19 protein-coding genes and 1 pseudogene are annotated in these 26,249 nt (G+C 74.2%); 4 read left to right on the top strand and 16 right to left on the bottom strand.

What is annotated here, in order from left to right:
- Positions 1-97: 97 nt before the first annotated feature.
- The gene (locus tag BS75_RS25900) at positions 98-646 is read right to left on the bottom strand and encodes a universal stress protein (RefSeq protein WP_063771572.1); all 549 of its coding nucleotides are present in this window, start codon (positions 644-646) and stop codon (positions 98-100) included.
- A 383-nt stretch (positions 647-1,029) separates the two neighbouring features.
- Between BS75_RS25900 and BS75_RS25895 the strand changes: the two genes are divergently transcribed.
- Entirely contained in the window at positions 1,030-2,607 is a 1,578-nt protein-coding gene (locus BS75_RS25895; protein ID WP_034089965.1) for a hypothetical protein, read from the top strand.
- A gap of 42 nt (positions 2,608-2,649) precedes the next feature.
- Here the strand turns inward: BS75_RS25895 and BS75_RS25890 are convergent, their stop codons facing one another.
- The 6 genes and pseudogenes from BS75_RS25890 to BS75_RS25860 all read right to left on the bottom strand — a co-directional run bounded on the left by BS75_RS25890 (position 2,650) and on the right by BS75_RS25860 (position 13,130).
- A complete protein-coding gene (locus BS75_RS25890) occupies positions 2,650-3,357 on the bottom strand; it encodes a response regulator (protein ID WP_034089964.1) in 708 nt (235 codons plus the stop codon).
- A pseudogene (locus BS75_RS45640) lies at positions 3,354-6,079 on the bottom strand (DUF4118 domain-containing protein). Before BS75_RS45640 ends, BS75_RS25890 begins: the two are co-directional and overlap by 4 nt.
- A gap of 260 nt (positions 6,080-6,339) precedes the next feature.
- Positions 6,340-8,250, bottom strand: coding sequence for an APC family permease (locus BS75_RS25875; RefSeq protein ID WP_081982580.1), 1,911 nt, complete (start codon positions 8,248-8,250; stop codon positions 6,340-6,342).
- Positions 8,251-8,420: 170 nt separating this feature from the next.
- The gene (locus BS75_RS25870; protein WP_160312302.1) at positions 8,421-9,749 is read right to left on the bottom strand and encodes an extracellular solute-binding protein; all 1,329 of its coding nucleotides are present in this window, start codon (positions 9,747-9,749) and stop codon (positions 8,421-8,423) included.
- 274 nt (positions 9,750-10,023) lie between these two features.
- Positions 10,024-11,622 carry an MFS transporter gene (locus tag BS75_RS25865; RefSeq protein ID WP_034089960.1) on the bottom strand — a complete coding sequence of 533 codons (1,599 nt, stop codon included), beginning with the start codon at positions 11,620-11,622 and terminating at the stop codon, positions 10,024-10,026.
- Positions 11,623-11,756: 134 nt separating this feature from the next.
- Entirely contained in the window at positions 11,757-13,130 is a 1,374-nt protein-coding gene (locus BS75_RS25860) for a hypothetical protein (RefSeq protein WP_156164290.1), read from the bottom strand.
- Positions 13,131-13,409: 279 nt separating this feature from the next.
- On the opposite strand from BS75_RS25860, the gene BS75_RS25855 reads away from it, so the two are divergent.
- Positions 13,410-14,189 carry a DedA family protein gene (locus BS75_RS25855; RefSeq protein WP_034089958.1) on the top strand — a complete coding sequence of 260 codons (780 nt, stop codon included), beginning with the start codon at positions 13,410-13,412 and terminating at the stop codon, positions 14,187-14,189.
- Between the two features lie 35 nt (positions 14,190-14,224).
- On the opposite strand, the gene ung is transcribed toward BS75_RS25855, so the two are convergent.
- The 4 genes from ung to BS75_RS44780 form a co-directional block, all read right to left on the bottom strand.
- Positions 14,225-14,920, bottom strand: a complete 696-nt coding sequence (gene ung, locus BS75_RS25850; RefSeq protein ID WP_034089957.1) for a uracil-DNA glycosylase — start codon at positions 14,918-14,920, stop codon at positions 14,225-14,227.
- A gap of 98 nt (positions 14,921-15,018) precedes the next feature.
- Complete coding sequence (locus BS75_RS48520; RefSeq protein WP_160312303.1) at positions 15,019-15,789, bottom strand: TetR/AcrR family transcriptional regulator; 771 nt, start codon at positions 15,787-15,789, stop codon at positions 15,019-15,021.
- Between the two features lie 110 nt (positions 15,790-15,899).
- On the bottom strand, positions 15,900-16,757 hold the full coding sequence (locus tag BS75_RS25840; RefSeq protein WP_052069697.1) for a class F sortase: 858 nt from the start codon (positions 16,755-16,757) through the stop codon (positions 15,900-15,902).
- On the bottom strand, positions 16,750-17,676 hold the full coding sequence (locus tag BS75_RS44780; protein WP_152646180.1) for a hypothetical protein: 927 nt from the start codon (positions 17,674-17,676) through the stop codon (positions 16,750-16,752). Before BS75_RS44780 ends, BS75_RS25840 begins: the two co-directional genes overlap by 8 nt.
- Before the next feature lie 338 nt (positions 17,677-18,014).
- Between BS75_RS44780 and BS75_RS25830 the strand changes: the two genes are divergently transcribed.
- A complete protein-coding gene (locus BS75_RS25830; protein WP_034089955.1) occupies positions 18,015-18,794 on the top strand; it encodes an HAD-IIA family hydrolase in 780 nt (259 codons plus the stop codon).
- Between the two features lie 50 nt (positions 18,795-18,844).
- Here BS75_RS25830 and BS75_RS25825 read toward each other — a convergent pair whose 3' ends face one another.
- The 4 genes from BS75_RS25825 to BS75_RS25810 all read right to left on the bottom strand — a co-directional run bounded on the left by BS75_RS25825 (position 18,845) and on the right by BS75_RS25810 (position 23,316).
- Complete coding sequence (locus BS75_RS25825; protein WP_034089954.1) at positions 18,845-19,558, bottom strand: phosphonatase-like hydrolase; 714 nt, start codon at positions 19,556-19,558, stop codon at positions 18,845-18,847.
- Entirely contained in the window at positions 19,558-20,688 is a 1,131-nt protein-coding gene (locus tag BS75_RS25820) for a TIGR03364 family FAD-dependent oxidoreductase (RefSeq protein ID WP_408022554.1), read from the bottom strand. The genes BS75_RS25825 and BS75_RS25820 overlap by 1 nt, the downstream gene beginning before the upstream one ends.
- Positions 20,689-20,847: 159 nt before the next feature.
- Positions 20,848-21,909, bottom strand: a complete 1,062-nt coding sequence (locus BS75_RS25815) for an adenosine deaminase (protein ID WP_034089952.1) — start codon at positions 21,907-21,909, stop codon at positions 20,848-20,850.
- 99 nt (positions 21,910-22,008) lie between these two features.
- On the bottom strand, positions 22,009-23,316 hold the full coding sequence (locus BS75_RS25810) for a DUF445 domain-containing protein (RefSeq protein WP_042440006.1): 1,308 nt from the start codon (positions 23,314-23,316) through the stop codon (positions 22,009-22,011).
- A 37-nt stretch (positions 23,317-23,353) separates the two neighbouring features.
- On the opposite strand from BS75_RS25810, the gene BS75_RS25805 reads away from it, so the two are divergent.
- On the top strand, positions 23,354-24,508 hold the full coding sequence (locus tag BS75_RS25805; RefSeq protein WP_042440008.1) for an aminotransferase class V-fold PLP-dependent enzyme: 1,155 nt from the start codon (positions 23,354-23,356) through the stop codon (positions 24,506-24,508).
- A gap of 18 nt (positions 24,509-24,526) precedes the next feature.
- On the opposite strand, the gene BS75_RS25800 is transcribed toward BS75_RS25805, so the two are convergent.
- Positions 24,527-26,209 carry a beta-N-acetylhexosaminidase gene (locus BS75_RS25800; protein WP_152646181.1) on the bottom strand — a complete coding sequence of 561 codons (1,683 nt, stop codon included), beginning with the start codon at positions 26,207-26,209 and terminating at the stop codon, positions 24,527-24,529.
- Positions 26,210-26,249 lie beyond the last annotated feature (40 nt).

Here is a 26,249-nt window from a genome sequence, read left to right as displayed (position 1 = left end):
CTGCTCCCGGTCGCGGGCGCCGTCCCCCACGACGGCGCCCGCGGCCGGGCCGAGCAACGTACCGGCCCCTCCCCCGCGGCGGCTGCCGCGACCGCCGCTACGCCGCGTCCGAACCGGACGCGGTCGCCAGTCGGCACTCCATGGACAGGAAGTCCTCCGGCTCCAGCCGGCGCAGCGCCCGCTCCGCGCCGCGCGGCGCGACCACCGGCGGCACCGCCAGCACCGGGCAGACCGCGTGCGCCAGCACGAAGCGGCTCACCCCCGCCCTGGTCAGCCGGGCCAGCGCGCCCCGTCGGCCGGCCCCGACGACCAGCAGGTCGCCCGGGTCGTCGGCGGTCGAGCAGAGCGCGTACCCGGCCTCGGCCCTGATCACCATCGGCTGCAGCCGGAGGTCGCCCGGACGCCCGCCGAGTCCCTCGTCGAAGGCGGTGCGGAGACGCTCGACCGCGTTCTCCTCCCAGACCTTCGCCAGCTGCGGGCACGGGGCCCGGCGGTAACCGGCCTCCCCGCCCGGCGGCGACCAGGCCAGCACGGCCACCAGCAGTCGGTTCGAGCGCCGTGCCTCGAACGCGGCCCGGCGCAGTGCCGCGAGACTGCCGTCCGAACCCCCCACTCCCACCACGACCCGGCCCTGTTTCTCGGCCATCGTCGCCACTTCCCTTCCCTGTCCCGCCTGCGGTCGCTCTTCGAGCCGGCCCGACTGCTGGTCGATCTCCACGGGCCAATCTACGAGCGCTTCCAGTGCGGGCGGCCGAACCGTACGCGGCTTTGGCGAAGCGCTGACGCCTTCCTGACACCACGGCCCACGGACCCGCCCCGACCTGCGGGGCGCCCCTCGCCGGGCGGCCGTCCGGGGGCGTCAACGGTCCGTCAGGATCACTCCTCGCGGCGTCAGGAGAGCGTCAAGACCATCCGATTCCGACCACCGACGGCGCAGAGTGTCCCGCCGGGGGGCACGGAAGGCCTGCCCGCGCGTGCGCGACCCGGTTCCACCTAGGAAAGGGTCGCCGGGAGGGTGGTACGGGGACGATGGCAACGGTCGGCGAGGTCACAGCGGGAGCGGCCGAGGTCGCTGCGCGGGGCGGTGCCGGGGACGGGGACGGGCGCTCCGCCCCGGACGGACCGGCCCGCGGCGCGGCCCGCGGCGCGGACGGCGGCGGCGCGGGGGCCTCGGCCCGGCGCCGCACCCCCCGACGGCTGCCGCTGCGGGGCCGGCTGCAGAGCACGCCCGCCCGGCTGCGGGCGCTGGTGGGCGGCGTGCTGGTGCTCACCGCCGCCACCGGGCTGCTGTGCTGGCAGGCCGGCACCCAGGCCCAGTCCACCTGGAGCACCATCACCGGTTCCCAGGCGCCCCAGGTCGTCGACGCCAGCGCGCTCTACCAGTCGCTCACCGACCAGGACGCGCAGACCGCCAACGTCCTGGTCGACGGCGCCGACCCGGCCCTCGCCGCCAACCGGGCCACCGCGCTCGGCCAGTACACCGCGGACCGCACCGCCGCCGACCGCGCCCTCCAGCAGGCCACCCTGAGCGCGGCCGGGAACGGCGCGGTCCAGTCGGCGCTGGCGGCCGTCCTCGACGGCATGGGCGACTACGACGGCCTCGCCGCCCGCGCCCTGGCCCTGAACGACCAGGCGCGCGCCGCCGCCGGACACCCGGACCCGACCGCCCTGGCCGAGTACCGGCAGGCCACCGACCTGATGCAGAACACCCTGCTGCCGGCCGCCAACCGGCTGCTGCAGGCCGACAACACCGCCTACAACGACTCCTACGACGCCCAGCGCTCCGACCTGACCGCGGCCGAGGTCTGGACCGCCGTGCTGGGGACGCTGCTGCTGCTCTCGCTGCTCGGCCTCCAGGGCTGGCTGCTGCGCCGCTACCGACGGATCGTCAACCCGCCGCTGGCCGCCGCGACGCTGCTGGCGCTGCTGGTGGTCGGCACCGCGCTCACCCTCTTCCCGGCCGAACGGACCCAGCTGCACACCGCCCGCCGGGACGCCTTCGACTCGGTCGTGGCGCTGGACCGCGCCCGCGCCATCTCCTACGACGCCAACGCCGACGAGAGCCGCTACATGCTCGACCAGGGCCGCCGGGCGCAGTACCAGCAGTCCTTCTTCGCCGACTCGCAGCAGCTGGCCGACCTGCCCCTGGCCACCTCGGTCTCCAGCTACGACACCCCGCTGCAGGTCGCCATCGACGACTACCACCGCAACCACCAGGACGTGGAGTTCGGCGGCTTCTTCGGCACCGAGTTCCGCAACATCACCTTCCCCGGCGAGCGGGCGGGGGCCGAGGCCACCCTCGACGCCTACCAGAAGTACCAGCTGGACGACCGGCACCTGCGCTCGCTGATGACCGACGGCCAGCTGGACCAGGCCATCGCCTACAACACCAGCCTCGCGGCCGGCGGCTCCAACGCCGACTTCGGCGTCTACGACCAGGCGCTGACCAAGCTGATCGGCATCAACGACGCCGCCTACGTCACCGCCGCCCACAGCGGTGCGGGCGAACTGTCCGACCGGGTGCCGCTGATGGCCGGCGGCAGCCTGGCCGTGGTCCTGCTCTGCCTCCTCGGCGTCCGCCCCCGCCTCGCCGAGTACCGCCGGTAGCGGGGGCGGGGCGGGGCCGGGCCGGGGCTCAGGGCTCAGGGCTCAGGGCTGGAAGCGGTAGCCCATGCCGGGCTCGGTCAGCAGGTGTCGGGGGTGGGCCGGGTCGGGCTCCAGCTTGCGGCGGAGTCCGGCCAGGTAGACGCGGAGGTAGTTGGTCTTGGACTCGTGCCCGGGTCCCCAGACCTCGTCCAGGATCTGCCGGCCGGTCACCAGCCGTCCCGGGTGGCCGATCAGCAGCGCCAGTACCCGCCACTCGGTGGGGGTGAGCCGGACCGCCTCCGGAAGCTCGGGGGCCGGGTCCTGCTGTTCCGCGCTCCGCAGCCGGACGGTGCAGCGCGAGAGGTCGACGGTGTAGGCGCCGACCTCGGCCACCAGCGGGGCCTCCTCCGGGGAGGGGCGGCGCAGCACCGCCCGCAGCCGGGCCAGCAGCTCGTTCATCGAGAAGGGCTTGGTGACGTAGTCGTCGGCCCCGGCGTCGAGCGCGGCGACCATGGTGGCCGCGCCGGAGCGTCCGGAGAGCACGATGATCGGCACCTTGCTCCAGATCCGGAGGGCGTGGATGACGTCGACGCCGTCGAGGTCGGGCAGCCCGAGATCGAGGATCACCGCCTCGGGCGGGGTACGGACGGCCTGGCGCAGAGCGCTGGCTCCGTCGGCGGCGGTGGCGACGAGGTAGCTGCGGGCCTTCAGGTTGATGCGCAGGGCCCGGAGCATCTGCGGTTCGTCGTCCACGACCAGGACTCGGGTCAACTGGCTGTTCCTTCCGATGCGGTGACGCGGTCGTACTCGTCTGCTGCGGTCTGGTGCGGCAGCTGCTCCTGCGGGGCGGCCGGGAGGGAGAGGACCATGGTCAGGCCCCCGCCCGGGGTGTCCTCGGGTTCGAGCGTGCCGCCCATGGCCTCGGCCAGGCCGCGCGAGAGCGCCAGGCCCAGTCCGACGCCGGTGTCGTTGTCGGTGTCGCCGAGCCGCTGGAACGGCTGGAAGATCCGGTCCCGGTCCGCCTCCGGGAGCCCGTGACCCCGGTCGATCACCCGCAGCTCCACCCGGGCCCCGTGGGTGCTCGCCGTGAGCAGCACCGGGGTGCCCGCCGGGGTGTGCCGGACGGCGTTGGCGATGAGGTTGGCGAAGACCCGCTCCAGCAGCGGCGGGTCGGCCAGGACCGGCGGCGCGGCGTCGAGGCCCCGGGCCGAGACGGGGGCGGAGTCGAGGCCGGAGAGCGAGTCCAGCGCGGTGGAGTAGACCTCGTCCAGCGCGGTCGGCTGGAGGTCCAGGGTGAGCGCCCCGGCCTGGAGCCGGCTCATGTCCAGCAGGTTCTCCACCAGCCGGGTCAGCTTGGCCAGCGACTCCTCTGCGGTGGCCAGCAGTTCGCTCTGGTCCTCGGGGCTGAACTGGACGTCCTCGCTGCGCAGCGAGGAGACCGAGGCGAGGGCGACGGCCAGCGGGGTGCGCAGGTCGTGGCTGACGGCGGCGAGCAGCGCGGTCCGCAGCCGGTCGGCGGCCTTGACCGGTTCTATCTCGGCGGCGGCCTCGGCGAGCCGGGCCCGCTCCAGGGCCACGGCGACGTGGGCGGCGAAGGCGGAGAGCACCCGCCGGTCGGCGGCGGGCAGGCTGCGCCCGCGCAGCACCAGCACGGAGTCGGCGCCGACCGGGATCTCCTCGACGGCGCCGCCGTCCTCGTCCGCGCCGGTCGGCCCGGCGGCGGCCGCGCCGTCCCCCGGGGGCCGCTGTCGGCCGCCGCGGCCGCGTCCGGGCCGGTGACCGGGCTGTGCGCGCTGCCGATCTCCTGGCCGTTGCGGCGCAGCAGCACGCTGTCCATGCCGAAGGTCTCCCGCAGCCGGGCGAGCAGCGCCGGCACGGCGCGGTCGCCGCGCAGCACGCTGCCGGCGACCGCGGACAGGGTCTCCGCCTCGGCGGTGGCGCGGGCGGCCCGGCGGGCCAGCCGGGTGGCCCGGTCGACGATATTGGCGACGATGATCGCCACCACCGCGAAGACCACCAGGGCCAGCACGTTGTTGGGATCGGAGATGGTGAACCGGTGGATCGGCGGGATGAAGTAGTAGTTGAGCAGCAGCGAGGCCACGAACGAGGCCACCAGCGCGGAGACCGCCCCGCCCAGGCAGGCGGTGCCGACGACGGCCAGCAGGAACAGCAGGATGTCGCTGGTGGTGTTGACCGACGAGCGCAGCTGGGTGCAGAGCAGGGTCAGCAGTATCGGCGCGATCAGGCCGACCACCGGTCCGGCGATCCGCCGCTGCGGGCTGTGCAGCCGCCCGGGGACCGGCAGCCGGCGTCCCTGCCCGGACTTCTCGTGGGTGACCATGTGGACGTCGATGTCGCCGGAGAGCTCGATCGTGGTCTCGCCGATGCCGCGCCCGGTGACGAAGCGGAGCAGCCGTCCGCGCCGACTGGTGCCGAGGACCAGCTGGGTGGCGTTCTCGGCGCGGGCGAAGTCCAGCAGCGCCCGCGGGATGTCGTCGCCGACGACCGAGTGCGCGGTGCCGCCGAGGCTCTCGACCAGGCGCCGCTGCGCCAGCAGGGCCGCCGGGTTGGCGTCGGCCAGGCCGTCGCTGCGGGCCACGTGGACGGCGAGCAGCGCGCCGCCGACCGGGCGTCCCGGGGTGTGCGCGGCGGCCTCGCCCTCCAGGGCCGGGGGCGAGAGGTGGGCGATCCGGGCGGCGCGGCGGATCAGCGTCTCGCCCTCGGGCCCGCCGGTGAGCGCGACCACCACGCGTTCCCGGGCCTCCCAGACCCGGTCTATCCCGTGGGCGGCCCGGTAGTCCTGGAGCCCCTCGTCCACGCGCCCGGCCAGCCAGAGCAGCGCGAGTTCGCGCAGCGCGGTGAGGTTGCCGACGCGGAAGTAGTTGGAGAGCGCGGCGTCGACCTTCTCGGCCGCGTAGACGTTGCCGTGGGCCATCCGCCGGCGCAGCCCGTCCGGGGCCATGTCGACCAGTTCGATCTGGTCGGCGCGGCGGACGAACTCGTCCGGGACGGTCTCCTGCTGCGGGATCCCGGTGATGGCGAGGACGACGTCGTTGAGCGATTCCAGGTGCTGGATGTTGACGGTGGTGAGCACGTCGATGCCGGCTTCGAGCAGGGCCTGGACGTCCTGCCAGCGTTTGGCGTGCAGCCCGCCGGGAATGTTGCTGTGCGCGAGCTCGTCGACCAGGGCGACCTCGGGGCGGCGGGCGATGACGGCGTCGACGTCCATCTCGGTGAACCGGGCGCCCCGGTAGCTGCGCTCCAGCCGGGGCACCACCTCCAGACCGCTCAGCAGTTCCTCGGTGTGCCGGCGGGAGTGGCACTCGACATAGGCGACGACCACGTCGCTGCCGCGCTCGTGGCGCCGACGGGCCTCGTCGAGCATCCGGTAGGTCTTGCCGACCCCCGGCGCCGCGCCGAGCAGGACCTTGAGCCGGCCCCGGCCCGATCCGGCGCGCGCGTAGTACGCGGGGCTCTCGTACTGGTGCGACACCTGCGGCGCTTCCTTCCCGCTGCTTCCCTGCCCCCGTGAGGGACTCTCCTGCAGGCAACCTCATGGAGCGGGCGATGAGCAGCGGCGTTAACGCTTTCCTGACACGCACAGGGGTGGTGCTGACGCAATCTTGACCGAGCAGTGCCAGGAGGGCGGCACGACGGTGGCCGGTGCGGTGACCGGGACGGGTCACCGCACCGGCCACCGGGTCGGTCAGCAGGTCGGTCAGCGGGTCGGTCGGCGGGTGGTGCGGCGCGGGGTCAGAGGCGCATCCGGAGCCGGCAGACGGTGGCGTCGCTGCCGCGCCGGACGGCCCGGGCGATCAGCGCGCCGCGCTGGTTGTGCAGCGGCCAGGTCCACCAGTGGGCCGGTTCGACCTCGGGGATCAGCACGGTGATCCGGTCGTAGGCGTGGGCCTCGCTCAGCCCGCGCAGGTAGACCACCAGCGGGCGGCCCAACTCCCGGTGCACCGAGGGCAGTCCGACCAGCGGGACGCCGGGGTCCCAGCTCTCCCAGCTGGCGCGCAGGCCCTCGGCGGCGGCCCGGTCCTCGTCGTCGCCCTCGGCGTGGACGACGGTGACCGCGACCACCTCGTCGCCGAGCGAGACCGCGGTGGAGACGGCCTCGTAGGTGAGCCGGGAGAGGCCGCCGACCGGGACCACGACCAGGGAGTGGGTGCGGACCGGGGCCTGGGGCACGCAGCCGAGTTCGAGCTGCTTCCCGATCCGCTCGTACGAGCGGTGGATCTGCGCGAACAGCAGGACCAGCAGCGGCAGCGTGATGCAGATGATCCAGGCGCCCTCGGTGAACTTGGTGAGGGTCTCGACCACCGTGGCCGCCGCGGTCAGCAGCGCGCCGAACCCGTTCAGGGCCGCCTTCCGCTGCCAGCCGGGGCAGCGGCTGAGGGACCAGTGCCGGACCATGCCGACCTGGCAGATGGTGAAGCCGACGAAGACGCCGATGGCGAACAGCGGGACCAGGCTGTTCACGTTCCCGCCGGAGCCGACCAGCAGCACGGCCGAGGCCAGCGCCAGGGCCAGCACGCCGTGCCGGTAGACCTGGTGGTCCGCACGGAGCGCGAAGACGTGCGGCAGGTGGTTGTCCCGGGCCAGCAGCCGCAGCAGCACCGGCAGCCCGCCGAAGGAGGTGTTCGCGGCCAGGGCCAGCAGCACCATGGTGGCGAACTGGACGACGTAGAAGCCGATGCCGTGGCCGAGCGAGGCGTCGGTGAGCTGCGCCAGCACGGTCACGCCGTCGACGGGCTGGAGGTGGAAGCGGCCGATGAGGACGGCCAGGCCGATGAGCATCAGGCCGAGCAGCCCGCCGAGGGCCATCTCGGTGTGCTGGGCCCGCTTGACCCGGGGCTCGCGGAAGGAGGGGACGGCATTGGCGATGGCCTCGACGCCGGTCAGCGCGGAGCAGCCGGAGGCGAACGCGCGGAGCAGCAGGAGCAGGCCCACCGACTGGGCGTTGGTGGCGAGTTCGGAGGTGTGTCCGGTCGCCAGCAGGGCCACCGGGGCGTGCCGGAACAGGCCGACCACGACCACGGCGAGGATGGAGAGGACGAAGACCGCCGTCGGCACCATGAAGGCGCGGGCCGATTCGGCGATCCCGCGCAGGTTGATCGCGGTGACCAGGGCCAGCACGGCCAGGCAGATCCACACCCGGTCGCCGTAGAGGCCGGGGAAGGCCGAGGTGAGCGCGGCGACGCCGGCCGTGACCGAGACCGCGACGTTCAGCACGTAGTCGATGACCAGGGAGGCGGCGGCGACCAGCGCGGTGCGGCGGCCCAGGTGGGTCTTGGCGACGGCGTAGGAGCCGCCGCCGTCCGGGAAGGCGGCGATGACCTGGCGGTAGGACAGGGTGAGCACCCCGAGCAGGACCGCGATGGCGATGGTCACCGGGAGCGTGAAGCCGAGGCCGTGGGACCCGGCGGCGGCGAGCACCACGACGATCGCCTCGGGGCCGTACGCGACCGAGGCCATGGCGTCGAGCGACAGGGCGGCCAGGCCGCCGAGGGCGGTCAGCTTGTCGCGGCCCTCGGCGCGGGAGATCGGCGCGGGCTCCAACCCGGTCGGCGCCACGGTGGTCGCGGTGGTCGGCACTCCTGCTGCGGGCTCCAGGGGCACCCCTTCGGGTGTCCCCTCCTGCGTCCCCGTCTGCCTTGCCATGGAACCGCGTCCCTCCACATCGGAATGGGCCCATGTTCGACTCGGCATGGACCCCGGCCTGATAGCCGGACGCGATTATGACGCGATCTTTACAGCCTGCCGTACTGTTGTTCGCTTTTCGATGCCCGTCCCGGCCCGCCCTCGGCGGTCACCGGCCGGTAACCGGCGGGTCACTGCCCGGCCTGCTGGTCGGCCAGGGCGGCGGCCTGGGCGGCGTCCAGCGCGACGGTCGGGTCCGCGCCCTGCTCCAGCACGGCCGCGACGGCGACGGCCTCCGCCCCCTGTGCCTTCGCCACCCAGGGGAAGGCGGGCGCCGCCGAGGCGTACTGGAGGGCGGCGACGGCGGTGGTCAGCCAGGGGTTCTTCGCCGTGTAGCCGCCCATCTGCAGCAGCGCTCCGGGCGACGCCGGGAGGAAGCCGGTGGCCTCGGACCACTCCGCCTGGACCGGGGTGGAGGCGAGGAACTGCATGTACTTCCAGCCGGCCGCCTGCTGCACGGCGGAGGACCCGGCGAACATCGCCAGATTGGTGCCGGAGACGACATTGCCCGGCTCGTTGTCCGGACCGGTCGGCAGCAGCTCCGTGCCCAGGGCGGCGGCCCCGCCCGCCGCCCGCGCCTCGCCCGCGTACCCGGTGGCCGGGCCCAGATCGAACACGCCCTTCCGGGACCCGAGCGCCCGCTCGCCCGGATCGTCGGAACCGACCGCGAGCGTGCCGTCCCGCTTCAGGTCGGACAGGTAGGTCAGCGCCTCGACCGCGGCCGGGCTGTTCAGCTGCGGACTGCCGTTGGCCGCGAAGTCGGGCTTGCCGAAGGCCGCGGCGAGCAGCGCGAACAGGACCTGTCCCCCCTGCGGCGAGGCGCTGCTGCCCGGGTCGACGCTGATAGCGGTGGTGCCGCCGCCGGACAGGGTCTTGGCCTCGGCGGCGAACTCGGCCCAGGAGACCGGCGGGTTCAGCCCCTTGGCCGACAGCAGGGCCTGGTTGTAGTAGAGCAGCTGGACGCTCTCGCCCAGCGGCCACATCCAGAGCTGCCCGTCGGCCAGCCGCAGGTCCTGCTGCACTCCGATGTAGAAGCTGGAGAGCCCCAACGGGAGGTCACTGTCCGCGTACTGACTGACCGGCAGGATCTGCTGCCGGTCGGCGAAGCCGGCCGCCGAGCCCTCGGTGACCTGCCCCAGGGTGGGAGCGTGACCGGCCCGGACGGCGGCGGTCTCCTTGGCGAGGAGGGAGGCCGCGTCCGGCTCCTCCACCAGGTCGACGGTGATGCCGGGGTTCTGCTGCTCGAACTCGACCGTCAGCCTGGCGAGGGTGCTCTTCCCGGCGCCAGCGGCCATGTCCTCCATGAAGCTGATGGTGGCCTTGACGCTGCCGTTGGCGCTGGCCGCCTCCGCCGCCGCCTGCGCCTGCGCCTCACTGCTCGCCTGGTCGGCCGACGTGGAACAGCCGGCCACGGCAGCGAGTGCGACCGCGGCGGCGAGCAGGGCGGTGCTTCTGCGCATGCGGGCCATGGCGGGGGGTCATCCCTTGCGTGGAGGGGAGTGCTGCACGGACGGAGGTTGGTGCCGGGGCGTTCCTGCGGCGGTGCGGTCGGGCCTCGGCGGCGCGTCACGGCCCGACCCTGTCGCCTGAGAGTGAAACGCGCACAGACAGCTGCACCGTGACTACGGAGCGAACATTCGATGACGTCCCGCGAACGTGCTCGGACCGCCCGGGCGGGTGCCCGGGCGGTCCGAAGTTCCTTCTGCGGTCCGGGCGTTGTCCGCCCCGCCCGGATCAGCCGCCGACCGTCGCCCGGTGAGCGCTCTCCGGGGCCCGCGGCGCGGCGGCCGGGACGGACAGGCGGGTCGGCGCGGCGCCCCGGCGCAGCAGCAGCACGGCCAGCGCCGCCGCGGCCACCATCAGCACCGCGCCGCCGATCGCCGCCGCGTGCAGCCCCTGGACGAACGCCTGCCGGGCGGCGGCCAGCACCTCGTCCCCGACCCCTCCCGGCAGGGCGGCGGCCACCGCCTGGGCGCCGCCCATGGTCTGCTCCGCCGCCGTGCGGGCGGCCGGGGCCAGTCCGGCCGGCAGCGCCCCGAGCACCCCGCTCCGGTAGACCGCGGTGCCGAGGGCGCCGAGGAGGGCCATGCCGAGCGCGCCGCCGAACTCGGTGGCCGACTCCAGCACGGCCGCCGCCGATCCGGCCCGCTCCTCCGGGGCCGCACCCAGCACCATGCCGGTGATCAGCGACATCACCATCACCAGCCCACCGGCCTCCAGGCCGGCGCCGATCAGGATCACCCAGACCCCGGAGTGCACCTGGGCCAGGGTCATCGCGGCGAAGCCGGCGGCGGCGACCAGGAAGCCGAGGGCGATCACCGAGGCGGCGTGGAACCGCGCGGCCAGCACGGCCGCCAGCGGCGCGCAGCCGCCGACGACGACGGTCGGCGCCAGGCTCCAGAGCGCGCCGGCCAGCGGGCTCAGCCCGAGCACGGACTCCAGGTACTGGGTGGTGAACACCGAGATGCCGACCATGGCCACCATCGCCAGCAGGTTGACCATCAGCGGCGCACTGAAGGCGCGGCGGCGGAAGAGCGACATGTCCAGCAGCGCGCCCGGGTGGACGAGCTGACGGCGGACGAAGACCGCGCCGACGGCCAGGCCCAGCACAATGCCGACGGCGGGCAGCGGCTCGAAGCCGTTGCCGGCGAGTTCCTTGACGCCGTAGACCACCGGCAGCACGGCCCCGAGCGAGAGCAGCGAGCCGAGCAGGTCGAAGCCGTGGGTGCGCCGCTCGGCCGGGGTGCGCGACTCGGGCAGCAGCACCGGGCCGAGCACCAGCAGCAGCGCCATCGCCGGAAGGTTGACCAGGAAGATCGAGCCCCACCAGAAGTGCTCCAGCAGGATGCCGCTGACGACCGGTCCGAGGCCGATGCCGGCCGTCATCGCGCCGGTCCAGGCGGTGAGCACCCTGGCCCGCTGCCGGTCGTCCCGGAACATGGCGCGGAGCAGGCCGAGGGTGCTCGGCATCAGGGTCGCCCCGCCCAGTCCGAGCAGGGCGCGGGCGCCGATCAGCATCGCCGCGCCGGTGGCGTAGGCGGCGAGCACCGAGGCCCCGCCGAAGGCGACCGCGCCGATGAGCAGCAGCCGGCGGCGGCCGATCCGGTCGCCGAGCGCCCCCATGGTGATCAGCAGTCCGGCCAGGACGAAGCCGTACATGTCGAGGATCCACAGCTGCTGGGTGCTGCTGGGGTGGAGCGCCCGGCCGATGAAGGGGACGGCGAAGTAGAGCACCGACACATCCATCGAGACGAGCAGCAGCGGCAGGGCGAGCACGGCGAGCCCGAGCCACTCCCTCCGTCCGGCGCGGTTGCCGGTGGTGACCTGGTCCATGGCGGTGCCCCCTTCGTCTGCCGACGCGCGGCAAGCTTCTGCGTATGCCTTACGCACTACTGCGTAAGCTATACGCATAAGGGCGGAGGGGGCAACCCCCCCCGCAGCGGCGGGCGGTCCGTCCGGCCCCGGCCTCAGGCGAACTCCGCCAGTCGCGGCCTCACCCCCACCAGCACCAGCACCAGTGCCGCCCCCAGCAGCGCCGAGGGCAGCACCACCCAGCCGGAGAGATCCCCGCCCGCGGCTGCCAGATGGACGTCCACCACCTGCAGCCCCTGCTGCGCCAGCCGGCCGAGCTGGGTGCTGAAGTCGTAGGAGGCGAACGCGACCTCACCCCGGGTCACCCCGGTGAGCTGCACGGACGCCTGGTCCAGCTGCCCGGCGTCGGCGTACTGGCGCAGCCGGGCGTCGGCCGCCAGATAGGCCGTCCTGGTCCGCGCCACCGCCGGGTCGCCGGTCTGGCCCGCCAGCTGCCGCTCCAGGTCGTCCATCAGCCCGGTGTAGGTCTGCTGCAGCGGCACCCGGTAGGCGTCGTCCACCAGCCAGCGGCTCTCCGAGGCCTCCGCGTTCGCCGCCTCGACCTGGCCCAGGGCGGCGACCGTGTAGGGCGCGTACCCCCGGTCCACCGCCGTGGCGACCTGGTCGGCCGCGCCCAGCAGCGACGTCGTGGCGGACAGCAGCACCGCCAGCACGCAGGCGGTCGCCAGCAGCAGGGCCGGGTTGAGCACCCGGCGGTGCCGTCGGGCCAGGTCCCGCTGCCAGCGGAGCAGCAGGGCCAGCGTCGCCAGCCCGAGCAGACCCAGCAGCAGCGCCCCCAGCCGGTCGTCCCGCCGGGCGGTGCCGCCGTCGGCGGCGACCTGCTGCTGCGCCTGCGCGAGCAGCTGCGCCGCCTGCGGCAGGGTGGTCTGCTGGAGCTGCCCCTCGGCCAGGTCGTAGTAGTCCAGCGCGAGTTCCGGCGGGCGGCCGACGACCGGGTCCTGCTGGCTGGTGGCCGAGAACTCCGAGGTGCCGCTCAGGGTGTCGTAGAGCGAGAGGCTGTTCAGCAGCCCCTGCACGGTCCGGTCGCCGGCCGAACCGGCCGGGTAGGAGGCGGCCAGGACCGCGAGGTCGGCGCTGATCCGGCGCCGGTCGGCCTGGGCCGTCAGCTCCGCGAGCACGCCGTCGGCCACCAGCGTCGGCTGCTGCCCCGGAGCCGGCGGCGTCGAGGCGTAACCGACGACCAGGGTGTCGGCGTGCTGGGCGTCCTGGTCCGCCAGCGCCTGGGAGAGGTCGGCGGCGGCGACGGCGCGGGGCTCGGAGACCGAGGCCAGCCGGTCCAGGTCCGAGCGGGCGAGGGAGAACGCGGTGAGCGCGCCCACCAGCAGCGCGGCCACCAGGACCAGCGCGGCGGCGGCCTGGATCCGGAGCCGCAGCACCGGCGTGGCCCGGGCACGCCGCCGGCGCCGCGCCGGCCCGGGTGGAGGAAGCTGCGGTGGGGTCGATGCCGTAGGTGCAGTCGTCGCAGTCACATGAAGGACGCTAGAAACTCCTTAGGGCATTCCCCCGTCCCCTCGGCATACGGAATGCGAACAGTACGTCACAGAAAGCAACGGAACGAACGGTTCCGGCGCTTCCGCCGACCGCCCGCTCGACCGTCGCACGATTGCCGCGCCACCGCTCATGGCCACGGTAAGAACCCCCCGCCCCCACTGCCGGTAGAGTGGGCGCGGGTGTGACCATGGCTCGGGTTCACGTTGTTTCTCGACGAACACCCTGACCTGTTGAGACAACACCATGCAAGGAGCCCCATGAGCGCGGCTGCGTCCCTGTTCGGCTCCTCATGGCTCTCCATAGTCGCCGTCCTCTCCGTGTTCGGGGACGCCTTCATGCCGCTGATCCCGGACGGCACGGCTGTGATCGCCGCCACCATGGGCACCCACACCTCGCCGCTGATCCTCGGCCTGTGCGTGGCCCTGGCCTCCTTCAGCGCGGACGTGGCGCTGCTCAAGGTCTCCCGGCGCGCGGCCGGCTGGGCCCAGCGCCGACTCCGCAGGAGCCCCACCGCGGCCACCGCCGCAGCGCATGTGCTGGAGGCGCTGGAGAGCAAGCGGGTGCGGACGATACTGCTGTTCCGCTTCGTCTCCGGCGGCCGTTCGCTGCTGGACCTGACGGTGGGCACCAGCACCCGGCCGCCGCGCCACTACCTGCGCTGGTCGGCGGTGTCCTCGACGGTGTGGGCGACCTACATCGTCGGCCTCGGCTACCTGAACGCCCACACCTTCAAGACCGGGCTGCTGAGCTTCGGGGTGTCCTGCCTGGCGGCCACGGTCGTCAGCGTGGTGATCGCGCGGATGGTGCAGCGGCAGCGCCGGGCCACCCGTGAGGCGCAGCTGGCCCGGGAGGCGGCGGCGGTGGCGGAGGCCACCGAGGCCTCGGGCCCGAACGGCGTGGTGGTCGCCTCGCTGGAGCACGGGGCGAGCGTGGTGGTGACCGCCTCGGTCCCGTCCCCGGCCGGCGCACCGGCCCTGGAGGCCGTCACCGGCCCGGACGCCGGCTCCGACCTGGAAGGCGCCACGCTCGCCGGCTGAGGCCGGGCGCCCCGGCGGGCCGCCCGGCGGGGCGGCTACTCCGGGAGGCTCCAGTCGATCGGGGTGCGGCCGAGGTCGGCGAGGGCCTTGTCGATCTGCGAGAACGGGCGGGTGCCGATGAAGTGCTTGACCGAGAGCGGCGAGGGGTGCCCGCCCTGGACCACGATGTGCCGCGAGGTGTCGATCAGCCGCAGCTTCTTCTTGGCGTAGGCGCCCCACAGCACGAACACCACCGGGTCGGGCTGCTCGCCGACCGCCCGGATCACCGCGTCGGTGAAGGTCTCCCAGCCCTTGTCCTTGTGGGAGTTGGCCTCGTGCGCCCGGACCGTCAGCACCGCGTTGAGCAGCAGCACGCCCTGGTCGGCCCAGGCCTGGAGGTTGCCGTGGTCGGGCGCGGTGACGCCGACGTCGGTGCCGAGCTCCTTGTAGATGTTCCGGAGCGAGGGCGGGACCTTCACGCCGCGCTTCACCGAGAAGCACATCCCGTGGGCCTGGCCCTCGCCGTGGTACGGGTCCTGGCCCAGCAGCAGCACCTTGACCTGGCCGTAGGGGGTGGAGCTGAGGGCGGAGAAGACCTCGCCGCTCGGCGGGAAGACCTGACCCTCGGCACGCTCGGCGGCGACGAACCCGGCCAGCTCCGCGAAGTACGGCTTGGCCGTCTCCCCCGCGAGCACCTCGCGCCAGGACTCGGGCAGGACGAACTCGTCGAGCGAAGAGGGGGTGGTAGACATGCGAGCGACCTCCAGCAGGGACCGGACCGAACTGCACAGCACGGTATCCGGTGCCACCGACAGTCCGCCGCCCCGCTCCCCGCTCCCGGTCTCCGCCCTCAGTCGCGCCGGAGCTCCCGGGCCACCCCCGCCGCGACGCCGTCCAGCACCCGTTCGAGCCCGTCGCGGAACACCCGGTCCGGGTCGGGGTGCTCGTCGGCCTCCACCACGAAGCGGGCCAGCAGCGGGAACTCGCCGGAGGCCAGCACCTGCTCGAAGTAGGGGCCGACCAGGCCCCGGTAGTCGTCCTCGGTCTGCCCGGTGCGGCGGACCAGCTCCGCCTCGCCGATCTCGACCAGCACCACGCCGCGGACATAGGCCACGACCGTCCCGGTCAGCTCCGAGACCGCCTGGACGGGGAGGCCCAGGCCGCCCATGATGCCGAGCATCCGCTCGGTGCGGCGCAGCACCTGCGGACCGAGCGGCGGCCGGCTCACGCCCACCGACAGCACCCAGGGGTGGCGGAGCATCAGCGCCCGGTACCGGACCGCGAAGCCGAACAGCTCCGCCCGCCAGCCGCCCCGGCCGACGGTGTCCCCGGCGTCCTCGGGCAGCGGCGACTCCTCGCCGTAGACCTCGTCGGTCATCAGGTCGAGCAGGTCGTCCTTGGTCTCGACGTAGCGGTAGAGCGACATGGTGCCGACGCCCAGCTCCCCGGCCACCCGGCGCATGGAGACCGCCTCCACGCCCTCCGCGTCGGCGACGACGACGGCCGCCGCGACGATCGCGCCGACGCTGAGCGAGGGCTGCGGCCCCCGCCCGGCCACCCGGGGCCTGGCCCACACCGGGAGCCGTGTCGACGACCGCCCCGTGGACTGCTCTGCCGCCACCACTGCCCCTTTGCTCGGCCCGCGCCCACCGCGCTGCTGCCCAGTACGCTTCCCGCGCTCCCCGCGGGAGAGCTGCGTACATGGTACGCAGCTCTCCCGCGCAGACGCACTCAACCCGCGCCGGTGAGATGCGCGAACAGCACCACATTGCCGCTGTACTCCTGCCGCGCCCGGTCGTAGCCGCCGCCGCAGGTGATGATCCGCAGCTGGGCGTCGGCCGAGGCGCCGTAGACCAGGGCGTCGGGGAAGCCGTCCTTGGGATAGGTCCGCAGCCGGTCCACCGTGAACCGGGCGGTCGAGCCGTCCAGCCGGGCGACCTCGACCAGCGCCCCGGGCTTCACCGCCGAGAGGTTCCACAGCACCGCGGGCCCGGTGCGGGTGTCCACGTGCCCGACCAGGAGGGCGGTGCCGGCCTCGCCGGGGGTGACCGAGTCGCGGATCCAGCCGGCCGTCCTCGGCTGCGAGAACGGCGGCACCTCGGGGTTGCCCCGGCTGTCGGTGCCGAGGCCGAGCAGCGGCGCGGACAGGCCGATCGACGGGATCATCAGCTGCAGCGGCGTGGAGCGCGGCAGCGGCGCCCGGGTCGCCGGGACGGCCGGGTCCGCGCCCCGGCCGAGCGAGTCCGAGGAGACCGGGGCGCCGTCGGCCGCCGACCGGGCCCCTGGGGCGCTGCCGGAGCCGCTGCCGAGGCTGGTCCCGGCCAGGACGCCGAACTGCACCCCGGGGCGCTGGGCGGGCGCCACCCCCAGGGCCGCGCCGCCGAGGGCCACCGCGCACAGCAGCGCGGACAGCGTGCCGGAGGCGGTCCCCAGGGTCCGCCGCAGCGAGCGCGGCCGGGCCCGCCCGCGCGGCCGACCGCGCAGCCGGCCCCGCAGCGGACCGCGCAGTCGGGCGCGGAGCCGTCGGCGCAGCTGCCGGGGCAGCCGGTGGAGCAGCCCGCGCAGCGCCTGCCCGGCCTGCTCAGCCACGACGCGCCGGACGCCGCCGGCGGACCGTGAGGACGAGTCCGGCGAGGGCCGCCGCGCCGGTGAGCGCCAGCGAGGCGTACTCGGCCGCCGCGGAGCGGGCCGGCACCAGCGTCCGGACCCCGCCCAGGTCGGCGACGACGTCGCGGGTCGCCCCCCAACCGCCGCCGGCGGCCAGCGGTCCGCGCCGGACCACGGTGAGGCTGCCGCTGGCGACGGTCCGCCCCCGGCAGCTCTCGGTGAGGGTGTACGTGCCGGGCGCCGTCCCCTGGGCGACGGTGGCCTGGGCGAACAGTCCGCCGTCCGCCGCCGGGCCGAGCACCGCGCCCTTGCCGAAGGCGGGCGAGGTGACGATGCTGCCGGTCACGCAGTCGGCGAAGGTCCGCAGGTCGACGCTGCCGCCGGGGTGGGTGACGCCGGGGGCGGCGGTGATGACGTCGACCACGGGGACGGCGGTCGGCTGCTCCGGGCCGTTGCTGACACCGGCGGTGACCAGGGTGGTGGTCTCCGCCTGCTGCTGGACGGCCTGCTGACGGACTGCCTGCTGGCGGGCGGCCTGCGGCGGGACCGTCTGCGGCCGGACCGCGGGGCGCGGGAGGTGCCGGCGGTGCCGTGCGACCGGCGGCGGAACGTCCGGCGGGCCGTCGGTCTGCGGGCGGACGTCCGCGAGCGGGGCCCGCGCCGAGGAGAGCGCGGCGCCGGGGACCGCCGCCGCGGCCTGGCCGCCGCAGCCGAGGGCCAGCGCGGAGAGGGCCGCCGTGGCGCAGACCAGCCGGACGGCGGTCCCGCGCCGGACAGCGCGGTCGGCGACGCGGCGGCCGGCGACAGCGCGGTCGGCGACGCGGTCGGCGGCCGGGCCGCCGGGGCCCGGCTCCGGAGGAACCATCGGTGGAAACAACTGCCCGTCAGTCCTGCCGAACACGCAGGGCTCCTCTCGGTCCGGGGCCGCCGAGGTGGGTCTCGGCCATTCACCCTTACCAGCCCAAAATATGACGAGATGCCACTTTTTGATGGCGCGACATCCGCCAGTCGGCAATCCGCCGTGGCCAACCGGGTGAACCGCTCATGCGAACGGCCCCGCCCTCGAACAGAGGGGCGGGGCGGCGCCGCGCCCGGAGCAGCACACTGCTGCTTGTGGCCACGGACGACTAGGCTGACGGTGCTGGGGCAGACAGTGGTGCCCGGCCGGCCGCCGGTGTCCGGTCCGGAGCGATGCAGGGAAATCGTTCAGAACCATCGCAAGACCTAGGAGACACCAACGTGGCAGAGCGCAAGGCGATCGAGTCCTGGCTCACCGACATGGACGGAGTCCTCATCCACGAGGGCGTGCCGATCCCCGGGGCCGACGCCTTCCTGAAGCGACTCCGTGACTCCGGGAAGCCCTTCCTGGTGCTCACCAACAATTCGATGTACACCCAGCGCGACCTCCACGCCCGGCTGGCCAGGATGGGACTCGACGTCCCGGTCGAGCACATCTGGACCTCCGCGCTGGCCACCGCCAAGTTCCTCGACGACCAGCGGCCCGGCGGCACCGCCTATGTCATCGGCGAGGCGGGCCTGACCACGGCCCTGCACGACGTCGGCTACATCCTCACCGACACCGACCCCGACTTCGTCATCCTCGGGGAGACCCGGACCTACTCCTTCGAGGCCATGACCAAGGCCGTCCGGCTGATCAACGCCGGGGCCCGCTTCATCGCCACCAACCCGGACGAGACCGGACCCTCCGCCGAGGGCGCACTGCCGGCCACCGGGGCGGTCGCGGCGCTCATCACCAAGGCCACCGGTGTGGAGCCCTACTTCGTCGGAAAGCCCAACCCGCTGATGATGCGCGCCGGACTCAACGCCATCGGCGCCCACTCCGAGACCAGCGCCATGATCGGCGACCGGATGGACACCGACATCGTCTCGGGCATGGAGGCCGGCATGACGACCTTCCTCGTCCTCACCGGTCTGACCCAGGCCGCCGACGTCGAGCGCTTCCCCTACCGGCCGACCAATGTGGCGGACTCGATCGCCGACCTGGTCGACCTGATCTGAGCCGACGCCGAAGGCCCCTCCCGCGAGCGGGAGGGGCCTTCCGTTTCGCGTCAGCCGTTCAGCAGCGCCGGGAGCTCCGCCACCGAGCCCAGGACGTGGGTGGCCCCGCCGCCGCGCAGCCGCTCGGCGTCGTGCGCGCCGGTGAGCACGCCCGCGACCACGCCCGCCCCGGCGCTCGCGCCGCAGCGCATGTCGTACGCGGTGTCGCCGACCACGGCCAGCTCGCGGACGTCGTCCGCCGCGCGGGTGCGCAGCAGCGCGGCCAGCGCCAGGTCCGGGTACGGACGGCCGCGGCCGCCCGCGTCGGCCGGGCAGAGCACCAGGTCGGCCAGGCCCTGCCAGCCCAGCGCGTCCAGGATCCGCTGCTGGGTCGGACCGGAGAAGCCGGTGGTCAGCACCACCGTCAGGCCGGACTTCCGCAGCTCGCGAATGGTGTCCTCGGCGCCGGGCAGCGCCGCGCAGTGACCCTGGTCGACCAGGTCGTGGTAGGCGGCCTCGAAGGCGACGTTGGCGCGCTGGGCGGCGTCCTCCTCGCCGAACAGCTCACGGAAGACGCTGATCTTGCTCTCGCCCATGGTGTCGCGGACGTACTGCACCATCCGCTCGTGCTGCTCGGTGCCCCGGACCACGCCCAGCGCGGACGCGGCGGCGTCGAAGGCCTGCTCCACCAGGCCGTCGTCGGCGACGGTGGTGCCGGCCATGTCCAGCACCACCAGCCGGGTGCGCAGCGGGGCCGGCGTGCTGCCGTTCGTCGGATCAGTCATCAGAGTCCCATCTCCGCAACGGTCGCCTCGCCGATCGCGGGCGAACAGGTCATCCCCCGGCCGCCGGGGCCGGTCACCAGCCACACGCCCTCGCGCACCTGCTCGCGGTGCACCACCTCGGTGGTGTCCAGGCACTGCGCGTACACCCCGGCCCAACGGCGGCGGACCGCCGGCAGCGGACGGCCGAGGAGGCCCTCCGCGACACCGGTCAGGTAGGCGTACGGGTCCTCGACCACGTCGAAGCCGAAGGGCTGGTCGTACTCGTGGGTGTCGCCGATGGTCAGCGAGCCGTCGGCGCGCTGCACCATCAGCAGCTGCATCCGGTGGCCGGCGGCGGTCGGGTGCTGCGGCTGGCCGGCGTTGAGCGCCTCCAGCGCCGGACCGGCGTAGGCCGGGTAGTAGCGGAAGCTGTCGCCGTCGGCGACCGAGGTGGTCAGCTGCTCGCCGAGCGGCTCGGTCTGCATCATCTGCAGCCGGACCCGACGCACCGGCAGTTCCGGTGCCAGCTCGCGGACCAGGCCGCCGAGCCAGGCGCCGGTGCACAGCACCACCGCGTCGCCGCCGTGGACCTCGCCCCGGTCGTCCCGCACCGCGCGCTGCCCGCCGGCGTCCAGCACCTCGCGGACCTCGCGCCCGCCGAGGAAGGTGTAGCGGCCGGAGGCGGCCAGGTGCGCCTGCAGCGCCCGCTGGGTCACCCGCGGCTCGACCTGGGCGTCGAGCGGGCTCCACAGCGCGCCCAACTGCTCGCCGCGCAGCGCCGGGTTGGCCTTGCGCACGGCCTCCTCGTCCAGTAGTTCCCAGCCGCGCACCGCGGCGTCCGGCCGGGCGACGACCTCGGCGGCGACCGCGTGCTCGGCCTCGGTGCGCAGCACCGTGAGCGAACCGCTGGCGCGGAAGCCGACGCCGGGCACCTGCTCGGCGATCTCCTCCCACAGCCGACGGGCTCTCAGCGCGGTCTCCAGCTCGGCCCCGTTGGACCGGCCGCCGACCCACACCAGGCCGAAGTTGCGCACAGACGCGCCCCGCGCCTGTGCCTCGCGCTCCAGATGGACTACCTCATGTCCGCGCTCGACCAGATGCCATGCATGCATGGTCCCGAGCGCGCCTGCTCCTACGACGATGACTCTCACGGAATCGACCATGAAGCCTCCGAATGACATACCGGCCGCTGTTCGATGAATCAGACATGAACAGATTCAGGAACTTGTTCATACAAGTTAGCCGACGCCCGGACGCACGGAAACCCCGCGGGGAGCACTCGGCTCCCCGCGGGGCGGAGGAATCCCGGGTCAGGCCGGGCGCTGCCAACCGGCGAGATGGGCGTCGATCTCGGCGATGATCCGGGCCTGGCCGCCCTGGTCCAGGAAGGATGCGCGCACACCCTGCCGGGCGAGCTCGGCGATCCCCGCCTCGTCCAGGCCCAGCAGTTCGGCCGCGACCGTGTACTCGTGGTTCAGGTCGGTGCCGAACATCGGCGGGTCGTCGCTGTTGATGGTGACGAACAGCCCGGCGTCGACCATCCGCCGCAGCGGGTGGTCCTCGATCCGCTCGACCACCCGGGTCGCGATGTTGGAGGTCGGGCAGACCTCCAGCGGGATCAGGTGCTCGCCCAGGTGGTCGACCAGCCGGGGGTCCTGGACCGAGGTGGTGCCGTGGCCGATCCGCTCCGCGCCGAGGAAGCGCAGCGCGTCCCAGACCGTCTCCGGGCCGGTCGCCTCACCCGCGTGCGGGACGCTGTGCAGCCCGGCGGCGCGGGCCCGGTCGAAGTAGGGCTGGAACTGCCGACGCGGGACGCCCACCTCGGGGCCGCCCAGGCCGAAGCTGACCAGTCCCTCCGGCCGCAGGTCCAGTGCCAGCCGCTCGGTGATCTCGGCGGACTCCAGGCCGGCCTCGCCGGGAATGTCGAAGCACCAGCGCAGCACCACGCCGAGCTCGGCCTCGGCGGCCTTCCGGGCGTCCTCGATCGCCTCCATGAACGCCTCGCCGGGGATCCCGCGCCGGACCGAGCTGTAGGGGGTGACCGTGAGCTCGGCGTAGCGGATGTTCTGCCGGGCCATGTCCACCGCGATGCCGTAGGTCAGCGCCCGGACGTCGGCCGCGTCGCGGACCAGGTCGACCACGGACAGGTAGACCTTGATGAAGTGCGCGAAGTCGGTGAACTCGAAGTACGCCGCCAGCTCCGCCGGGTCGGCCGGGACCGAGGTCAGCCCCTGGTAGCGGGCGGCCAGCCCGGCGACCACGGCCGGCGAGGCCGAGCCGACATGGTGGACGTGCAGCTCCGCCTTGGGGAGCCCGGCCACGAACTCCTCCAGGCCGGTCCCCGGACCCGTCCCCGCCACTGCCGCTGCCATCCCGCTGCCCCTCTCGTCCCCGTCCGGCCAAAGACCTCAGCGTCTCACAGCCGTTGCCGCCGCGGTCGTTCCGACGGCGGTCGTTCAGACGGCGGTCGTTCAGACCAGCGTCGAGACGGTGTGGATCAGCAGCCCGGCCAGCGCGCCCACCACCGTCCCGTTGATCCGGATGAACTGGAGGTCGCGGCCGACATTGGCCTCGATCTTGCGGGAGGCCTCGTTCGCGTCCCAGCTCGCCACCGTCTCCGAGATCAGCGAGGTGATCTCGGACCGGTAGGTGTCGACCAGGTACTCGGCGGCGTCCTCCAGCCAGCCGTCGAGCTTCGCCTGGAGCCGCTCGTCCGTCGCCAGCCGGGCGCCGAAGGAGCGGATGCCGTCCCGCAGCCGCACCCGCAGCTGGCTGTCCTCGTCCTCGGCGGCCTGGAGCACCATCGACCGGATCGCGCTCCAGGCCGAGGCGATCAGGTCCTGCACCTCGCTGCGGCCGAGCAGCTCCACCTTGGCCCGCTCGATCTTGGCAATGGTCTCCGGATCGGTCTGCAGCTCCTTGGCGAAGTCCTCCAGGAAGCTGTCGACCGCACCCCGGGCCGCGTGCTGCGGGTCGTCCCTGACCTCCTCCGCGAAGCGCAGCAGCTCGCGGTAGACCCGGACGCCGACCTGACGGTCGATGAACTTCGGGGTCCAACCCGGCGTGCCCTCGGAGATCGTCTGGACGACCGCGTCCCGGTGCTCGACCATCCAGCTGTTCAGCCGGAGCACGCACAGGTCCACCACGCCCCGGTGGCCGCCGTCGGCGACGATCCGGGCCAGCATCGCCCCTATCGGCTGGGCCACCGGCTGCGCCGCCGCCCGCCGGGTCACCGCCTCGCCGACGACCGCCTGTACGTCCTCGTCCCTGAGCACCGCCAGCGCGCCGCGCAGCGCCGCCGAGGCCTCCCTGGTGACCTTCTCCGCGCTGCCGGGTGCGGCCAGCCACTCCCCCAGCCGCCGCCCCACCCCGAGTGCCTCGAGCCGGCCCCGGACCACCTCGACCGAGAGGAAGTTCTCGCCGACGAACTGGCCGAGGCTGCGGCCGAACACGTCCTTCTTGGTCGGGATGATCGCGGTGTGCGGGATCGGCAGCCCCAGCGGACGCCGGAACAGCGCGGTGACCGCGAACCAGTCGGCCAGCGCGCCGACCATCCCGGCCTCGGCCGCCGCCTGGACATAGCCCGCCCAGGCTCCGACGTGGGCGTGCACGCCCCAGCTCGCCAGGGCGTAGACCACCGTCGCCACCGCCAGGAAACCGGTGGCGATGGCCTTCATCCGGCGGACGCCACGCCGCTTCACCTCGTCCGACGCGGTGTAGCGCACGCCCACCGGCGCGTCGGCTTTACTGTCTTCGAGCGTATCCACGTCCCCAGTCATACCCTTTCGAGATCGCAGAACGGGAGTCCCCGCCCCGATGTCTCCCCTCCCGGGCCCCGGTGGCCTGTCCGGTTACGCCGAACACTTCATCGAGCCGGACGGCTACCTCGACTTCGGGCGCTTCGGACCGCCCTCGGCGGACGTCGCCGAGGCCACGGCGGCCCTGACCACCCAGGCGGCCCACTGCACCTCCCATACGGTGGACGAACTGATGGGACAGGAAGTTCGTGCCCGTCAGGCGGCGGCGCGGCTGCTGGGACTGCCCGGCGAGGGCCCCGACCTGGACCGGGTGGCACTGCTGCCCAACGCCAGCACCGGCCTCTTCCACGCGGCGCTCGGCCTGCCGCGCGGCACCGTGCTGGTCCCCGCGCACGAGTTCCCCGCCAACCTGTACCCCTGGCAGCGCGCCGCCGCCCTCGACCGGGTGCGGCCGGTACCGCTCTCCCCCGACCGGCTCGGCCGGATCACCCCGGACCTGGTCCGCGCGGCGCTCACCCCGCACACCGTCGCGGTCTCACTCTCGGCGGTGGACTTCCGCACCGGCTTCCGCGCCGACCTGGCCGGCATCAAGCAGGTCATCGGCCCGGACCGGCTGCTGATCGTGGACGCCATCCAGGGCCTGGGCGCGACGGTGCTGCCCTGGACCGCCGCCGACCTGCTGGTCACCGGGGGCCAGAAATGGCTCCGCGCGGGCTGGTCCACCGGCTTCCTCTACGCCTCCGACCTGGCCCTGGAGCGGCTGGAGCCGGTGCTCACCGGGTGGACCGGGGTGGAGGACGCGGGGCTCTTCGACGGCGCCGGGCACCGGGCCGCCGACGGCGCCCAGCGGTTCTCGATCACCAACCTCAGCCCGATCGCGGCCGGCGGCCTGGCCCGCGCCCTGGAACTGGTCGAACGGGCCGGGATCCGCCGGATCGCCGCCCACATCTCCGTCCGCACCGACCAGCTGATCGACACCGTCCGCAGCGTCGGCGGCCTGGTGCTGTCGCCGACCTCGGAGGCCGAACGCGCCGGGATCGTCGCCTTCGCCATGCCGGCCACCGACCCGGCGCTGGTGGGCAAGGCGCTGGAGGCGCACGGCGTCACCGCCACCGTCCGGGCCGACCAGATCCGGCTCTGCGCCCACGGCTCCACCACGCTGGGCTCGGTCGACCTGGTCCACCGCGCGCTGCGCTCGCTCCGGCGCAGCTGACCGCCCCGGCGGCCGGCCTCAGGCGCCGGCCGGCCAGGGCACCCCGGCGTCGTGGGTCCAGCCGGAGTAGCCCTGGGCGTCCCAGCGCGGCGCCTGGGACGCCAGCCGCCGGGCGAAGGACGGCCAACTCCGCACCGCCTGCGGGCTCCAGCCGACCTCCGCCAGCGCCGGGAGCCGGGGCAGCAGCATCGTCCACAGGTCCTGCGGGGTGGGCAGGGTCTCGGTCCACAGGGCCGCCTCGACCCCGGTGACCGAGCCGGAGGGCAGGCCCGGCAACCCGGTGTCCGGATTCCAGTCGTAGGAGCGCTCGGTGTCGACGTAGCCGGCCCACCGGAGGCCGAGCGCGGTCGCCGGGTTGTACTTCTGGTCCAGGTAGGCGTGGTCGGCGGGCTCCATCACCAGCGGGACGCCGCGCCGCGCCGCCGCCACGACCTGGCCGCGCAGCCGTGCCGCCTCCTGGGCGGCCGGGTGCCACACCGCCAGCACCGCGGGCCCGCCGGGGCCGGCCGCCGCCGCGTCCTCCCAGGCCAGCGGCTGCTTCCCATGGGCGCGGACGATCGCCGACGCCCTGGTCATGACCTCGGCGTAGTCGGCGGCGTCGAGCGTGGTCGCCTCGTCCCCGCCGATCCCGATCCAGGGCCCCGGGGTCATCGCCGCGAGCGCGCCCACCACCCGGTCGATGAAGGTGTAGGTCTGCTGCTTCGCCGCGCAGACGTTGTCGAATCCGCCGCCGATCCCGCTGTACGGAGTCGGCGCCGACCTCCCGGCGCAGGCCAGCCCGGGATAGGCGGTCAGCGCCGCGTTGATGTGCGCCGGCAGGTCCACCTCGGGGACGACGGTGATGTAGCGGGCCGCCGCGTAGGCCACGATCGCCCGGTAGTCGGCGTCGGTGTAGTGGCCGCCGGGGCCGCCGCCGGCCTCGGTGGACGCCCCGATCCCGGTCAGTCCGGGCAGTCCGGGGACGGCGATCCGCCAGCCCTGGTCGTCCGTCAGGTGCAGGTGCAGGTAGTCGAACTTGTACTCCGCCAGCAGGTCGACGAACTTCTCGACCACCGGCACCGGGAAGAAGTGCCGGGCCACGTCCAACTGGGCGCTGCGCACCGGGTAGCGCGGACGGTCGGCGATCCGTACCGCCGGCACCGTCCCGTCGCCCCGGGCGGGCAGCAGCTGGCGCAGCGTCTGCACCCCGTGGAAGAGCCCGGCGCCGGCCGAGGCCGTGACGGTCACCCCGGCAGGCCCGGAGACCAGGTCGTAGCCCTCGGCCCCGTAACCGCCGCCGGGCCCGCCCGGGACCAGCCGCAGCACGATCCCGTCGGCGGCGGTGGCGTCGTTCCGTACGGGCAGGACGAGCCCGGTCGTCCCCCGCAGCAGGGTCGCCAACTGCCCCGCGACCTGCACCGCCGCCGCCCCGCCGGTGGCCTCCAGCGCCGTCGCCGAGGTGATCGGATAGCCGGGCCCGCCGGTCACGGCGAGCTGCGAGGGCAGCGGCACCAGCGAGACCGGCAGCGCCGCGGCCGGCACGACCGCGCGGGACGGCACGGCAGCGCGGGACACCGCCGAGTCCGCCGATCCGGAGGGGTGCCGCGCTGACGAGCACCCCGCCGCCGCCAGCGCCAGCGCGACCGCCAGCAGCACCGCGGCCGCCGTCCTCCCGCCCGATCGCCTGCTGGACCCGCGCTCCGCCGGTGCCGTCTCCGTCATGGCGGCCATGATTCCCAGTTGTCCGAGTCGGCTCAATCTC

The sequence above is a fragment of the Streptacidiphilus albus JL83 genome (assembly GCF_000744705.1).
GTDB lineage: Bacteria > Actinomycetota > Actinomycetes > Streptomycetales > Streptomycetaceae > Streptacidiphilus > Streptacidiphilus albus.
Note: the sequence above shows the minus strand (reverse complement) of the source record. Positions and strands in the feature narration are given on the sequence as shown.

Coding starts and splice junctions, on each gene's coding strand:
- BS75_RS25900 (WP_063771572.1), bottom strand. CDS start 646: ATGGCCGAGAAACAGGGCCGGGTCGTGGTGGGAGTGGGGGGTTCGGAC.
- BS75_RS25895 (WP_034089965.1), top strand. CDS start 1,030: ATGGCAACGGTCGGCGAGGTCACAGCGGGAGCGGCCGAGGTCGCTGCG.
- BS75_RS25875 (WP_081982580.1), bottom strand. CDS start 8,250: ATGGCAAGGCAGACGGGGACGCAGGAGGGGACACCCGAAGGGGTGCCC.
- BS75_RS25870 (WP_160312302.1), bottom strand. CDS start 9,749: ATGCGCAGAAGCACCGCCCTGCTCGCCGCCGCGGTCGCACTCGCTGCC.
- BS75_RS25865 (WP_034089960.1), bottom strand. CDS start 11,622: ATGGACCAGGTCACCACCGGCAACCGCGCCGGACGGAGGGAGTGGCTC.
- BS75_RS25855 (WP_034089958.1), top strand. CDS start 13,410: ATGAGCGCGGCTGCGTCCCTGTTCGGCTCCTCATGGCTCTCCATAGTC.
- ung (WP_034089957.1), bottom strand. CDS start 14,920: ATGTCTACCACCCCCTCTTCGCTCGACGAGTTCGTCCTGCCCGAGTCC.
- BS75_RS25825 (WP_034089954.1), bottom strand. CDS start 19,558: ATGACTGATCCGACGAACGGCAGCACGCCGGCCCCGCTGCGCACCCGG.
- BS75_RS25815 (WP_034089952.1), bottom strand. CDS start 21,909: ATGGCAGCGGCAGTGGCGGGGACGGGTCCGGGGACCGGCCTGGAGGAG.
- BS75_RS25810 (WP_042440006.1), bottom strand. CDS start 23,316: ATGACTGGGGACGTGGATACGCTCGAAGACAGTAAAGCCGACGCGCCG.
- BS75_RS25805 (WP_042440008.1), top strand. CDS start 23,354: ATGTCTCCCCTCCCGGGCCCCGGTGGCCTGTCCGGTTACGCCGAACAC.
- BS75_RS25800 (WP_152646181.1), bottom strand. CDS start 26,209: ATGACGGAGACGGCACCGGCGGAGCGCGGGTCCAGCAGGCGATCGGGC.